The organism is Pseudomonas sp. P5_A2_2, from assembly GCF_054177685.1.
In genome coordinates this window covers 1-12,823 of the sequence record NZ_JBGCUL010000013.1, presented here as the reverse complement: position 1 = coordinate 12,823, position 12,823 = coordinate 1, and the positions used below count along the sequence as shown (strand labels likewise).

General features: G+C 60.4%; 12 protein-coding genes. 5 read left to right on the top strand and 7 right to left on the bottom strand.

What is annotated here, in order from left to right:
- The first annotated feature begins 41 nt into the window (after window positions 1-41).
- On the top strand, window positions 42-554 hold the full coding sequence (locus ACXRVY_RS03350) for a dihydrofolate reductase (RefSeq protein ID WP_223456639.1): 513 nt from the start codon (window positions 42-44) through the stop codon (window positions 552-554).
- A gap of 116 nt (window positions 555-670) precedes the next feature.
- Here ACXRVY_RS03350 and ACXRVY_RS03345 read toward each other — a convergent pair whose 3' ends face one another.
- The gene (locus tag ACXRVY_RS03345) at window positions 671-2,062 is read right to left on the bottom strand and encodes an L-cystine transporter (protein ID WP_223456640.1); all 1,392 of its coding nucleotides are present in this window, start codon (window positions 2,060-2,062) and stop codon (window positions 671-673) included.
- Between the two features lie 241 nt (window positions 2,063-2,303).
- Between ACXRVY_RS03345 and ACXRVY_RS03340 the strand changes: the two genes are divergently transcribed.
- The gene (locus tag ACXRVY_RS03340) at window positions 2,304-3,359 is read left to right on the top strand and encodes an HAD family hydrolase (RefSeq protein WP_223456641.1); all 1,056 of its coding nucleotides are present in this window, start codon (window positions 2,304-2,306) and stop codon (window positions 3,357-3,359) included.
- A 326-nt stretch (window positions 3,360-3,685) separates the two neighbouring features.
- On the top strand, window positions 3,686-3,955 hold the full coding sequence (locus ACXRVY_RS03335; protein WP_411740677.1) for a DUF6124 family protein: 270 nt from the start codon (window positions 3,686-3,688) through the stop codon (window positions 3,953-3,955).
- Window positions 3,956-4,013: 58 nt separating this feature from the next.
- On the opposite strand, the gene ilvD is transcribed toward ACXRVY_RS03335, so the two are convergent.
- The 3 genes from ilvD to ACXRVY_RS03320 form a co-directional block, all read right to left on the bottom strand.
- Complete coding sequence (gene ilvD, locus ACXRVY_RS03330; RefSeq protein WP_458237018.1) at window positions 4,014-5,855, bottom strand: dihydroxy-acid dehydratase; 1,842 nt, start codon at window positions 5,853-5,855, stop codon at window positions 4,014-4,016.
- Between the two features lie 358 nt (window positions 5,856-6,213).
- Window positions 6,214-6,672 carry an REP-associated tyrosine transposase gene (locus tag ACXRVY_RS03325; RefSeq protein WP_223456643.1) on the bottom strand — a complete coding sequence of 153 codons (459 nt, stop codon included), beginning with the start codon at window positions 6,670-6,672 and terminating at the stop codon, window positions 6,214-6,216.
- 204 nt (window positions 6,673-6,876) lie between these two features.
- Window positions 6,877-8,073, bottom strand: coding sequence for a class I SAM-dependent rRNA methyltransferase (locus tag ACXRVY_RS03320; protein ID WP_007978942.1), 1,197 nt, complete (start codon window positions 8,071-8,073; stop codon window positions 6,877-6,879).
- Window positions 8,074-8,226: 153 nt separating this feature from the next.
- On the opposite strand from ACXRVY_RS03320, the gene ACXRVY_RS03315 reads away from it, so the two are divergent.
- Window positions 8,227-9,096: an HDOD domain-containing protein gene (locus ACXRVY_RS03315; RefSeq protein ID WP_223456645.1), complete on the top strand. Its 870-nt coding sequence runs from the start codon at window positions 8,227-8,229 to the stop codon at window positions 9,094-9,096.
- 32 nt (window positions 9,097-9,128) lie between these two features.
- On the top strand, window positions 9,129-9,941 hold the full coding sequence (gene mutM, locus ACXRVY_RS03310) for a bifunctional DNA-formamidopyrimidine glycosylase/DNA-(apurinic or apyrimidinic site) lyase (protein WP_223456647.1): 813 nt from the start codon (window positions 9,129-9,131) through the stop codon (window positions 9,939-9,941).
- 143 nt (window positions 9,942-10,084) lie between these two features.
- On the opposite strand, the gene ACXRVY_RS03305 is transcribed toward mutM, so the two are convergent.
- The 3 genes from ACXRVY_RS03305 to ACXRVY_RS03295 form a co-directional block, all read right to left on the bottom strand.
- Window positions 10,085-10,336 carry a YfhL family 4Fe-4S dicluster ferredoxin gene (locus ACXRVY_RS03305; RefSeq protein ID WP_003195146.1) on the bottom strand — a complete coding sequence of 84 codons (252 nt, stop codon included), beginning with the start codon at window positions 10,334-10,336 and terminating at the stop codon, window positions 10,085-10,087.
- A gap of 208 nt (window positions 10,337-10,544) precedes the next feature.
- The gene (gene coaD, locus ACXRVY_RS03300) at window positions 10,545-11,024 is read right to left on the bottom strand and encodes a pantetheine-phosphate adenylyltransferase (RefSeq protein WP_223455913.1); all 480 of its coding nucleotides are present in this window, start codon (window positions 11,022-11,024) and stop codon (window positions 10,545-10,547) included.
- A 115-nt stretch (window positions 11,025-11,139) separates the two neighbouring features.
- Window positions 11,140-12,735 (bottom strand): GMC family oxidoreductase, encoded by a 1,596-nt coding sequence (locus ACXRVY_RS03295; protein ID WP_223456649.1) that lies wholly within the window; start codon window positions 12,733-12,735, stop codon window positions 11,140-11,142.
- Between the last annotated feature and the right edge of the window lie 88 nt (window positions 12,736-12,823).

Sequence of the window (12,823 nt, the reverse complement as noted above, 5' to 3'; positions counted from 1 at the left end):
GCGCTTATCGGCGAAAGCCCGGCTCTGCTATCCTCGCCGGCATGACTAAATCACTCCCTCTCAGCCTGATCGCAGCCCTCGGTGAAAACCGCGTGATCGGCGTCGACAACAGCATGCCCTGGCACTTGCCGGGGGACTTCAAATATTTCAAGGCCACCACCCTCGGCAAACCGATCATCATGGGGCGCAAGACCTGGGATTCCCTGGGGCGCCCGTTGCCCGGCCGCTTGAACATCGTGGTCAGCCGTCAGGCAGATCTGCTGCTCGAAGGCGCGGAGGTTTATCCGTCGCTGGAAGCCGCCGTCATTCGTGCCGAAGCATGGGCGAAGGAACAGGGTGTCGATGAGCTGATGCTGATTGGCGGTGCGCAGTTGTATGCGCAAGGGCTGGCCCAAGCCGATCGGTTGTACCTGACCCGCGTGGCGCTGAGTCCGGAAGGGGATGCGTGGTTTCCGGAGTTTGATTTGAACCAGTGGAAACTGGTGTCGAATGTGCCGAACCCGGCGGAAGGCGACAAACCGGCGTACAACTTCGAAGTATGGGAAAAAGCCTAAAAGCATCGCGAGCAAGCTCGCTCCCACAGTGTTTTGAGGTGAAACACAAATTGTGTGAACACAACAGATCCCTGTGGGAGCGAGCTTGCTCGCGATAGCGGTCTATCAGACGCTACTCAAGCCTGCGCCAACGCCGAATGCTCATCCGCATCCAGCAGCGCCTTATCCGTCTGCTGCATCACCTGACTGGTAATCGCCCCGGCCGTCATCGAACCACTAACGTTCAACGCCGTACGCCCCATATCAATCAGCGGCTCGACCGAAATCAGCAACGCCACCAGCGAAACCGGCAAGCCCATCGCTGGCAGCACGATCAGCGCGGCAAACGTCGCACCGCCGCCAACCCCGGCCACACCGGCCGAACTCAGCGTGACAATCGCCACCAGCGTCGCGATCCACAGCGGGTCCAGCGGATTGATGCCCACGGTCGGCGCCACCATTACCGCCAACATCGCCGGGTACAGGCCGGCACAACCGTTCTGGCCAATGGTCGCGCCGAACGAAGCGGCGAAACTGGCGATGGACTGCGGAATGCCCAGACGACTGGTCTGGGCTTCGATGCTCAGCGGAATCGTCGCAGCGCTGGAACGGCTGGTGAAGGCAAACGTCAGCACCGGCCAGATCTTGCGGAAGAAGCGCAGCGGATTGATCCCGGCAACCGACACCAGCACGCCATGCACCACAAACATCAGGCCCAGGCCGATGTAAGACACCACGACAAAACTGCCGAGCTTGATGATGTCTTGCAGGTTGGAACCGGCGACCACTTTGGTCATCAGCGCCAGTACGCCATACGGGGTCAGCTTCATCACCAGGCGCACCAGGCGCATCACCCAGGCTTGCAAGGTGTCGATGGCGTTGATCACTTTCTGACCTTTTTCGGCATCATCCTTGAGCAATTGCAGGGCCGCGACACCCAGGAACGCCGCGAAAATCACCACGCTGATGATCGAGGTCGGTTTGGCCCGCGCCAGATCGGCAAACGGGTTCTGCGGGATGAACGACAGCAGCAACTGCGGCACGTTAAGGTCAGCGACCTTGCCGGCGTAATCGGTCTGGATGGTTTGCAGCCGCGCCATTTCCTGGGTGCCGGCCACAAGGCCTTCGGCGGTCAGGCCGAACAGGTTGGTCAGGCCGATGCCGATCAGCGCTGCAATGGCGGTGGTGAACAGCAGCGTGCCGATGGTCAGGAAGCTGATCTTGCCCAGCGACGAAGCGTTGTGCAGACGGGCCACGGCGCTGAGGATCGAGGCGAATACCAGCGGGATCACGATCATTTGCAGCAGTTGTACATAACCGTTGCCTACCAGATCGAACCAACCGATCGAGGCTTTCAGCACCGGGTTGCCGGCACCGTAAACGGCGTGCAAGGCCACACCGAACGCCACGCCCAGCACCAGCGCGAGCAGGACTTTTTTCGCCAGGCTCCAAGTGGTGTGGCGGGTTTGCGCGAGGCCCAGGAGCAGGGCGAGGAACACCAGCAGATTGAGGATCAGCGGCAGATTCATGAGAACTCCGAGTGAGACTTGTGCCAGCTACCATCCGGGGCAGCTGCGAACGGGCAAGCCTAACAGCTTGAAAACTAATGAATTAATATCAAAAACGTATGGTATTCGTCGCTTTTGGAATAAGCGGATGTCGCTGTCAGAAATGCAACTGGCGCGAAAGGGACGCGGGCGGTCGCTGACAGACGAGGACTGTCACACTTATTTGTTAGCGTCGATATCTTTCATTCAGGGAGAAACGCAGATGAAGTTCGCACCGAAACTACTGGCCGCAGCACTTTGCCTCGGCCTCGCCGGCCAGGTCCTCGCCACGGATCTGAAACACTGGCCGGCCGATCAGGCCAAGGCGCTGGACGCGATGATCGCCGCCAACGCCAACAAAGGTAACTACGCGGTGTTCGACATGGACAACACCAGTTACCGCTACGACCTCGAAGAGTCGTTGCTGCCGTTCATGGAGAACAAGGGCCTGATCACCCGCGACAAGCTCGATCCCTCCCTGAAACTGATGCCGTTCAAGGACACCGCCGACCACAAGGAAAGCCTGTTCAGCTACTACTACCGCCTCTGCGAAGTCGACGACATGGTCTGCTATCCATGGGTCGCCCAAGTGTTCTCCGGCTTCACGCTCAAGGAACTCAAGGGCTATGTCGACGAAATGATGGCGTCCGGCAAACCGGTGCCGGCCACTTATTACGAAGGTGATGTGGTCAAGAAACTCGACGTCAACCCGCCGAAAATCTTCACCGGCCAGCAAGAGCTGTACAACAAACTGATGGAGAACGGCATCGAGGTCTACGTGATGACCGCCGCCTCCGAAGAACTGGTGCGCATGGTCGCGGCCGATCCGAAGTACGGCTACAACGTCAAACCGCAGAATGTGATCGGCGTGTCGCTGCTGCTCAAGGATCCGAAGACTGGCGAGCTGACCACCGCGCGCAAGCAGGTCACCGCCGGCAAATATGACGAGAAGGCCAACCTCGGCCTGGAACTGACCCCGTACCTGTGGACCCCGGCGACCTGGATGGCCGGCAAGCAGGCGGCGATCCTGACCTACATCGACGAGTGGAAAAAACCGGTGCTGGTGGGCGGCGACACCCCGAGCAGCGATGGTTACATGCTGTTCCACAGTGTTGACGTGGCCAAGGGCGGTATCCACCTGTGGGTCAATCGCAAGGACAAGTACATGACCCAGATCAACGGCATGATGGCCAAGAATGCCGCAGCCCAGTCCAAGGAAGGCTTGACCGTGACTGCCGACAAGAACTGGGTGATCGTCAAGCCGGAAGACATCCAGTAAGACCGCGGCGCCGCCATCGTCGGAACGCCGCCCGGACCAAGCTCGCTCCCACAAAGATCTCGGGTGAAACACAGACTGTGTGAGCACCGAAGATCCCCTGTGGGAGCGAGCTTGCTCGCGATGAGGCCCGTCAGTGCAATGAAAGACCCCGCTTGAAAGACATCTCCTGACAGTCACACCCTACGCATTCTTGCGCAAGGGACTACGACTACGCCAGAATCCGCCGGCTTGTGCGTCTGGGTACCGGCTTCTATCGTTTCCGCGTCGCTGAACATCAGTGATCGGGTTTGGTAGCCCGTGTTCACCTCGGCGCATTGCGCCACCCTTTGCAGGGTTCGTTTCTGTCTCTGCTCATATGGTGGCCATGCGCAGGGCATCTTCGGACGCGCCGGGTTCCTGGTGACCGGTCTACCAACCTGCGTATGGCCGCCACCCACGCCTGCGAACCCCTCGCCTCGGCCAATGTGATGGCCAGCGATTTCGCCGGACTGCTGGAAGGCTCGCAACGCAGCACAATGCTGGGGATTGCGCAGGTGATCATGCTGGGCGAGTTGGCGGTGAATCAGGTGTTGGATAACCTCGACCCTCAGGAATAGCGCGGACAAAAAAATACCCCGCACTTGGCGGGGCATTTTCATGTTCGATGCTTAAGCCTTACAGCCCGTCAAGCATCGCCTTGTTACGTACAGCACCCTTGTCGGCACTGGTCGCCAGCAGGGCGTAGGCTTTCAGCGCGGTGGTCACTTTACGTGGACGCACTTCCACCGGTTTCCAGCCTTTCTTGTCCTGCTCGACCCGGCGTGCAGCCAGTTCTTCGTCGCTGACCAACAGGTTGATCGAGCGGTTCGGAATGTCAATCAGCACCTTGTCGCCGTCCTGCACCAGGCCAATCGCGCCGCCGGCAGCCGCTTCAGGCGAAGCGTGGCCGATGGACAGGCCCGAGGTGCCGCCGGAGAAACGGCCGTCGGTGAGCAGGGCGCAGGCTTTGCCCAGGCCTTTGGATTTCAGGTACGAAGTCGGGTAGAGCATTTCCTGCATGCCCGGGCCGCCTTTCGGGCCTTCGTAGCGAATGATGACGATGTCGCCTTCCTTCACTTCGTCGGCGAGGATGCCGCGCACGGCGCTGTCCTGGCTTTCGAAGATCTTCGCGTTGCCTTCGAACACGTGGATCGACTCGTCGACGCCGGCGGTTTTCACCACGCAGCCGTCCAGGGCGATGTTGCCGTAGAGAACGGCCAGGCCGCCTTCTTGCGAGTACGCGTGCTCGACACTGCGGATGCAACCGTTTTCACGGTCGTCGTCCAGGGTTTCCCAGCGGGTCGACTGGCTGAACGCGGTTTGCGTCGGGATGCCTGCCGGACCGGCCTTGAAGAAGTGGTGCACCGCTTCGTCGGTGGTCTGGGTGATGTCCCACTTGGCGATGGCTTCTTCCATGCTGCGGCTGTGCACGGTTGGCAACTGGGTGTGCAGCAAACCGCCACGGGCCAGCGAGCCGAGGATGCTGAAGATCCCGCCGGCGCGGTGCACGTCTTCCATGTGGTACTTCTGAATGTTCGGCGCGACCTTGCACAGTTGCGGCACGTGACGGGACAGACGGTCGATGTCGCGCAGGTCGAAATCGATCTCGGCTTCCTGGGCAGCGGCCAGCAAGTGCAGGATGGTGTTGGTGGAACCGCCCATGGCGATGTCCAGGGTCATGGCGTTTTCGAACGCCTGGAAGTTGGCGATGTTGCGCGGCAACACCGACTCATCGTTCTCGCCGTAATAACGCTTGCACAGCTCGACGATGGTGCGCCCGGCCTGCAGGAACAGCTGCTCACGGTCGCTGTGAGTGGCCAGGGTCGAACCGTTGCCCGGCAATGCCAGGCCCAGGGCTTCGACCAGGCAGTTCATCGAGTTGGCGGTGAACATGCCGGAGCACGAACCGCAGGTCGGGCAGGCGCTGCGCTCGTACTCAGCGACTTTCTCGTCAGAAGCGCTGGAGTCGGCGGCGATCACCATGGCGTCGACCAGGTCGAGGCCGTGGGAGGCGAGTTTGGTCTTGCCGGCCTCCATCGGGCCGCCAGAGACGAAGATCACCGGGATGTTCAGGCGCAGGGCGGCCATCAACATGCCAGGGGTGATCTTGTCGCAGTTGGAAATGCACACGATCGCGTCGGCGCAGTGGGCGTTGACCATGTACTCGACGGAGTCGGCAATGATTTCGCGGCTCGGCAGCGAATAGRGCATGCCGTCGTGGCCCATGGCGATGCCGTCGTCGACGGCGATGGTGTTGAATTCCTTGGCCACGCCGCCAGCGCGTTCGATCTCGCGGGCGACCAGTTGCCCCAGGTCTTTGAGGTGCACGTGGCCCGGTACGAACTGGGTGAAGGAGTTGGCAATGGCGATGATCGGCTTCTTGAAGTCGTCATCTTTCATCCCCGTGGCGCGCCACAGTGCGCGGGCGCCGGCCATGTTGCGGCCGTGGGTGGATGTTTTCGAGCGGTAATCAGGCATGAAGCACTCCGGGCGGCTAATCAGGTATCAAAAGGGAAGTGAGCTTCTATTGACGTCTGGAACACTCAGAAATGGCCGCGTGTCCGGAAGTTGCCGATAACTTTGCGGGATCGCCGCGCGCTTCAGCTTGAGCTCATAAACCCGCCGGGGATGACTGGCGATGAATGTTCGCGATTCTACACGGCTGGCGGCTGGAGGGAATGGTTGCAAGCATTCACGAGACGTGCGGAAAGAGGCAATCCTGCAGGAGCGAGCATGCTCGCGATGAACCCAAGAACGCCGCGGGGTGTCAGGTTGCCAGCGTTATCGTTGACGATCATCGCGAGCATGCTCGCTCCTACAGAGGGGGAAAGGGGCGTCAGAGCCAGATAGCGTCCCAGAGTGGGTAATCGCCGATATGGTCGACGAGGCCTGCGCGTAGGGGGTTGGCGATGATGTATCGAGCAGCGGCTTTCAGGTCTTCCTCCCGACGCAGAGCCCTGTCGAAATAACCTCTCTGCCATAGCCTCTCGGGCTGGCCTCGCTTGAGATTGATAGCGCGGGCACTTCGAGCTTTGGTGGCTTGCATCAGTTTCGGCAAATCACCGTTGTGTAACTCGAGCAGCCAGTGAAAGTGATCCGGCATGACTACCCAAGCGATAGATGTGGCATTTCCTGTTTCATGAGCCTTTCTGAATTCATGCACGAGAAGGCGCCCCATGCGCCAGTCTTTGAAGAACGGGGTTCGCTCGTGGGTAACAGCGGTGAGCAGATAGATGCGGCCATGTTCTGAGTGCCGGCCGGTGCGTAAACGGTGGCCGTGTGGCGTGCTGGACATTCCGTTGTCCTCTTCTGTGATTGGAAGAGAAAACGTTAGACGCCACAGGCGAGGCTGTCGTAATGACAGAGAATCAAAATGTGTCGCTGTCTGTAGGAGCGAGCATGCTCGCGATGGTCGTCAACGATAACGCTGGCGACCTGACACCCCGAGGTGCTTTGTCGTCCATCGCGAGCAAGCTCGCTCCTACAGTGGTTTGCGGTTTTAGCTATTCGGCAACAACCGGCAAGTAATGCTCTTGATATAGCGCGTCTCGGCAATGGCCGGATGCACCGGATGATCCGGACCCTGACCGCCACGCTCCAGCATCTGGATATTGCGGTCCAGGTGGCGGGCGCTGGTCAGCAGGATGTTCTGCAGGTCGTCTTCCGGCAGGTGCATCGAGCACGATGCGCTGACCAGGATGCCGTCCTTGGTGAGCAGGCGCATGGCTTGCTCGTTCAGGCGGCGGTAGGCGCCTTCGCCGTTTTTCATGTCTTTCTTGCGTTTGATGAACGCCGGCGGGTCGGCCACGATCACGTCGAAGCGTTCTTCGCTGGCTTTCAGCTCTTTGAGGGCTTCGAACACGTCGCCTTCGATGCAGGTCATTTTCTCGGCAAAGCCGTTCAGTGCGGCGTTGCGCTCGACACCGTCAAGGGCGAAGGCCGAGGCGTCGACGCAGAACACTTCACTGGCGCCGAATGCAGCGGCTTGTACGCCCCAGCCACCGATGTAGCTGTACAGATCCAGTACGCGCTTGCCTTTGGCGTAAGGGGCCAGGCGGGCGCGATTCATGCGGTGGTCGTAGAACCAGCCGGTTTTCTGGCCTTGAATGACTGGCGCTTCGAATTTCACGCCGTTCTCTTCGAGGGCAACCCACTCCGGCACCAGGCCGAACACGGTTTCGACGTAGCGGGTGAGGCCTTCGGCGTCACGGGCAGCGGAGTCGTTCTTGAACAGGATGCCGCTTGGCTTGAGCACCTGGGTCAGCGCCGCGATCACGTCGTCTTTATGGGCTTCCATGGTGGCCGAAGCGATCTGTACCACGAGGATGTCGCCGAAACGGTCAACCACCAGGCCCGGCAGCAGGTCGGAGTCGCCGTAGACCAGGCGATAGAACGGCTTGTCGAACAGGCGCTCGCGTAGCGACAGGGCCACGTTCAGGCGATGCACTAGCAGCGACTTGTCTAGCGGCAACTTGATGTCGCGCGACAGCACACGGGCGCAGATCAGGTTGTTCGGGCTCATGGCAACGATGCCCAGCGGCTTGCCGCCGGCGGCTTCGAGGATCGCCTGGTCGCCGGCCTTGAAGCCGTGCAAAGGCGTAGCGGCTACATCGATTTCGTTGCTGTAGACCCACAAGTGACCGTTGCGCAGACGACGGTCGGCGTTGGCTTTGAGGCGCAGGCTAGGCAGGGACATGTCGTCGCTCCGGAAAAAAGAGCGGGAGTATAGCGTGTTGAGCCCCCGGATTGGCCTGCAAGTGGACATGTGGCGAGGGTTGTCTTGCGATTTGGTATGTCGGATCCAACTTCATAAAGGTTAGAATCGGTGTCTGACCCAGAGTGTGCACAAATGTCCCAAGAGCTGACATCCGAACAGATCCAACAAGCCCTGCAGGGCATCAGCGTACCGGCCCAGCCGCAAATCATGGTGGATTTGCAGATGGAGCAGTACATGCCCGACCCGGATCTGGAAGTCATCGCCAGGCTGATTTCCCAGGACCCGGGTCTTTCCGGCTCCCTGCTGAAGATCGTCAATTCGCCGTATTACGGCCTGAGTAACAAGATTGCCTCGATCCAGCGCGCGGTAAATCTGCTGGGCAGCCGCTCGGTCATCAACCTGATCAACGCGCAGTCGATCAAGGGCGAGATGAATGACGACACCATTGTCACCCTGAACCGTTTCTGGGACACCGCCCAGGACGTGGCCATGACCTGCCTGACCCTGGCCAAGCGCATCGGCGTTGAGAATGGCGACGAAGCGTATGCCCTGGGCCTGTTCCACGACTGCGGCGTGCCCTTGATGCTCCAGCGTTTCCCCGACTACATGGGTGTTCTGGAGCAGGCCTATGCCAGCGCCAGTGCCGAATGCCGGGTGGTGGATACGGAGAACCAGGTGTTCAATACCAATCACTCGGTGGTCGGGTATTACACGGCCAGGTCGTGGCGCTTGCCGGAGCACGTGAGCGCGGCGATCGCCAATCACCACAATGCCCTGGCGATCTTCAGCGATGAGTCGTCGCGCAACAGTTCGCTGAAGAACCTGCTGGCGATACTGAAAATGGCCGAGCATATTTGTGCTTCTTATCGGGTACTGGGTAACCAGACCGAAGATCACGAGTGGAACAGCATCGCGGCGCTGGTGCTCGATTATGTCGGCCTCTCGGACTACGACTTCGAGACACTCAAGCAGACGATCCGCGACCTCGGCACTCATCGCTGAGTGTCGGAACTTTCTTCTTTCAAGAGCACACCATGCCGGAACTGCCAGAAGTCGAAACCACCCGTCGCGGCATCGCGCCGTACCTGGAAGGCCAGCGCGTCAGCCGGGTGATCGTGCGTGATCGGCGCCTGCGCTGGCCGATTCCCGAGGACCTCGATGTGCGCCTGTCCGGCCAGCGCATCGTATTGGTGGAGCGGCGCGCCAAGTACCTGCTGATCAATGCCGAAGTCGGTACCTTGATCAGTCATTTGGGCATGTCAGGCAATTTGCGTCTGGTGGAGGTCGGGCTGCCGGCGGCCAAGCATGAGCATGTGGACATCGAGCTGGAGTCGGGCCTGGCCCTGCGTTACACCGACCCGCGGCGCTTCGGCGCGATGCTCTGGAGCCTCGACCCGCTCAATCACGAATTGCTGATTCGCCTGGGGCCGGAACCGCTGACCGACCTGTTCGATGGTGAGCGCCTGTTCCAGCAGTCCCGTGGCCGCTCGATAGCGGTCAAGCCGTTCATCATGGACAACGCGGTGGTGGTGGGCGTCGGCAATATCTATGCGACCGAAGCGTTGTTCGCCGCCGGGATCGACCCGCGCCGCGAAGCCAGGAGCATTTCCCGGGCGCGTTACTTGAAGCTGGCCATCGAGATCAAGCGCATCCTGGCGGCCGCCATCGAGTGTGGCGGTACCACGCTGCGGGACTTTATCGGTGGTGATGGTCAGCCCGGTTATTTCCAGCAGGAACTGTTCGTGTACGGCCGTGGCGGCGAACACTGCAAGGTCTGTGGCACGGGGCTGCGGGAAGTGAAGCTCGGGCAGCGTGCCAGCGTTTTTTGCCCGCGTTGTCAGAGCTGATACGCGCGACAATCCGTTAGAGATTCGGCGTGGCTGATGGCCTCATCGCGAGCAAGCTCGCTCCCACAGGGGTTTGTGAACGACACAGATCCAGTGTGGGAGCGAGCTTGCTCGCGATGAGGCCCGAAAGAGCACTACATCATTCAAGCCTTACCGGTAATTTTCCGGTACTTCTCCATCAACTGTTCTTCAGTCTCCGGATGAGCTTCGTCCAGTGGAATGCAATCCACCGGGCAGACTTGCTGGCACTGCGGTTCGTCGTAGTGGCCGACGCACTGGGTGCACAGGTTCGGGTCGATCACGTAGATCTCTTCGCCTTGGGAAATGGCGGCGTTCGGGCACTCGGGTTCGCAGACGTCGCAGTTGATGCAATCGTCGGTGATGATCAGGGACATGCTAACTCCAGCCGGGGCGGCAAGCCCGGGCGCAATAAACCAATGCGCACAATTGTGCCGCATTGGCGCCTGCGTTGCACGCAGGTGCGACGTACTGTAGGAGCCAGCCTGCTGGCGATGAACCCGAGAACGCCGGGGGGTGTCAGGTTTCCCGCGTTATCGTTGACGTCCATCGCGAGCAGGCTCGCTCCTACAGTTTGCGGGGGGGTTATTTCTTGAAGCGTTCGGTCAGGGCATCCGCCACCACAGGGTGCACGAACTTGGTGATATCGCCGCCCAGGGCTGCGATTTCACGGACCAGCGTCGAGGAAATGAACGAGTAGCGTTCGGACGGGGTCAGGAACAGGCTTTCCACATCCGGCGCCAGTTGGCGGTTCATGTTGGCCAGCTGGAATTCGTATTCGAAGTCTGACACCGCGCGCAAACCACGCAGGAACACGTTGGCGTTCTGCTCTTTGGCGAAGTGCGCCAGCAGCGTCGAGAAACCGACGACTTCAACGTTCGGCAGATGTTTAGTGACCTCGCGCGCCAGTTCTACCCGTTGTTCCATAGGAAACAACGGGTTTTTCTTGGGGCTCGCGGCAACGGCAATGATCACGTGATCGAACAGGCGCGAGGCGCGTTCGACCAGATCGCCATGGCCCTTGGTAATAGGGTCGAAGGTACCTGGGTACAACACTCGGTTCATCGCGTCGTCCTGGCGGGAATCCGTTGGGGAGTCGGATGGTATCGCAGCCTTCCCGGTCGGCCAAGTCGCCTGTTGGGTAAGAAAGCACTATAGACGATGGGAATTATCGTTATTTTCATGGTTTTTTTAAACGTTCGGCCAGGGATGTCGCCAGTTGTGCCGTCAGTCCGTAGACCGACAGCTGCGGGTTGGCGCCAATGCTAGTGGGGAACAGCGAGCCGTCGTGAATCGACAGATTGCCCAGTTGATGATGCCGGCCGAGGCTGTCGGTCACCGCGATTGTCGGGTCTTCACCCATGGCACAACCGCCCATCACATGGGCACTGCCCAGGCGTGTGCGATACAGCTCCAGGCTCAGGCCGTCGATCAGCGTGCGCGCTTCGGCGAGGGTCTTCACGTAGCGGGCGTCGGCGTGCATCGGCATCACGGCCTTGGCGCCACCGGCAAACTGGATCTCGGCCATGGTATGGAACGCCCGGCGCAATCCATCCCAGGCGTAAGGCGAGAGCTGATAATCCAGCACCGGTGTGTCATCGCTGCGCAATTCGACGCTGCCACCGGGGCTGTCCGGGTGAAAGCCGTCCCGCAGTAAAGCCAGCATGGCGTGGGTATGCGGCAGATTGGCCATGTGTTGCGAATTCTCCTGGCCGAACCCGCCGAGCAGTGTTGTGGCCAGCGCCGGGTGCAGGGGCGGGACTTCCAGTTTGTAGGACATCTTGCCGGTGGTGCCGTCCTGCCATTGGAAATGGTCGGAATAAATCGACTGCGGCGCGCCGTAGAACGGGTTGACCACTTCGTCGAACAACGCGGCGGACATGTTCACCGGGTGCAGGAAGGTGCGTTTTCCCAGGCGCTTGTGCGGGTCGGGTGCCCCGGAGCGCATCAGCAAGGCCGGGCTGTTGATGCCGCCACCGGACAGCACGAAATGCCGCGCCTTGACCGTGATGGTGCGCCCGGTCGGTGCGACGCAGCGTTCATCCATCGCCGAACATTGCAGGCCGGTGACCTTGTCACCGCTGATGTTAAGTTTTTCGGCGCGGGCCAGGTAAAGCAGCTCGCCACCTTTTTCCAGGGTCGCCGGAATGGTCGTAACCATCATCGATTGCTTGGCGTTGGTCGGGCAGCCCATGCCGCAGTAGCCGAGGTTCCAGCAGCCGCGAACGTTGCGCGGGATGACATGCCACGAGTAATTCAGTGCTTCGCAGCCCTTGCGGATCACATCATTGTTGGCGTTGGGCGGCACCATCCACGGCGCGACGCCCAGGCGTTGCTCCATTTTTTCGAACCACGGCGCCATTTCCGCCGGGCTATGGCCCTTGACGTTGTGCTCTTTGGCCCAGTGTTCCAGGGTCGGTTCCGGAGTGCGGAAACTGGAAGTCCAGTTGATCAGCGTGGTGCCGCCCACCGCCCGGCCCTGGAGGATGGTGATCGCGCCGTCCTTGCTCATGCGGCCGATGCCTTCCTGATAAAGGCTGCTGTAGGCTTGGTCTTCGAGCAGCTTGAAGTCGCTGCTGGTCTTGAGCGGGCCTTCCTCGATCAGCAGCACTTTGTAGCCGGCTGCGCTGAGGATTTCAGCCGTGGTGCCGCCGCCGGCTCCGCTGCCGATGATCGCCACGTCCGCTTCGAGTGCCAGGTCCTGGGTCAGTTGCGAGCCATTGTAGGTTTTCCAGCCTCGGGCCATGCCTTCGCGGAACGGATCGGGTACGGGCATCTTCGGGTTCTCTTTTTATTGTTGGAGTAGGCGGTGAAGCGGCTGGCCCCATCGCGAGCAAGCTCGCTCCCACATTGGTTCTGCGTCG

Excerpts from the sequence above, each read along its gene's own strand:
- ACXRVY_RS03305 (WP_003195146.1), bottom strand. The coding sequence starts at position 10,336 with ATGTCCCTGATCATCACCGACGATTGCATCAACTGCGACGTCTGCGAA.
- ACXRVY_RS03320 (WP_007978942.1), bottom strand. The coding sequence starts at position 8,073 with ATGTCCCTGCCTAGCCTGCGCCTCAAAGCCAACGCCGACCGTCGTCTG.
- mutM (WP_223456647.1), top strand. The coding sequence starts at position 9,129 with ATGCCGGAACTGCCAGAAGTCGAAACCACCCGTCGCGGCATCGCGCCG.
- ACXRVY_RS03350 (WP_223456639.1), top strand. The coding sequence starts at position 42 with ATGACTAAATCACTCCCTCTCAGCCTGATCGCAGCCCTCGGTGAAAAC.
- ACXRVY_RS03345 (WP_223456640.1), bottom strand. The coding sequence starts at position 2,062 with ATGAATCTGCCGCTGATCCTCAATCTGCTGGTGTTCCTCGCCCTGCTC.
- coaD (WP_223455913.1), bottom strand. The coding sequence starts at position 11,024 with ATGAACCGAGTGTTGTACCCAGGTACCTTCGACCCTATTACCAAGGGC.
- ACXRVY_RS03340 (WP_223456641.1), top strand. The coding sequence starts at position 2,304 with ATGAAGTTCGCACCGAAACTACTGGCCGCAGCACTTTGCCTCGGCCTC.
- ACXRVY_RS03295 (WP_223456649.1), bottom strand. The coding sequence starts at position 12,735 with ATGCCCGTACCCGATCCGTTCCGCGAAGGCATGGCCCGAGGCTGGAAA.
- ACXRVY_RS03315 (WP_223456645.1), top strand. The coding sequence starts at position 8,227 with ATGTCCCAAGAGCTGACATCCGAACAGATCCAACAAGCCCTGCAGGGC.
- ACXRVY_RS03325 (WP_223456643.1), bottom strand. The coding sequence starts at position 6,672 with ATGTCCAGCACGCCACACGGCCACCGTTTACGCACCGGCCGGCACTCA.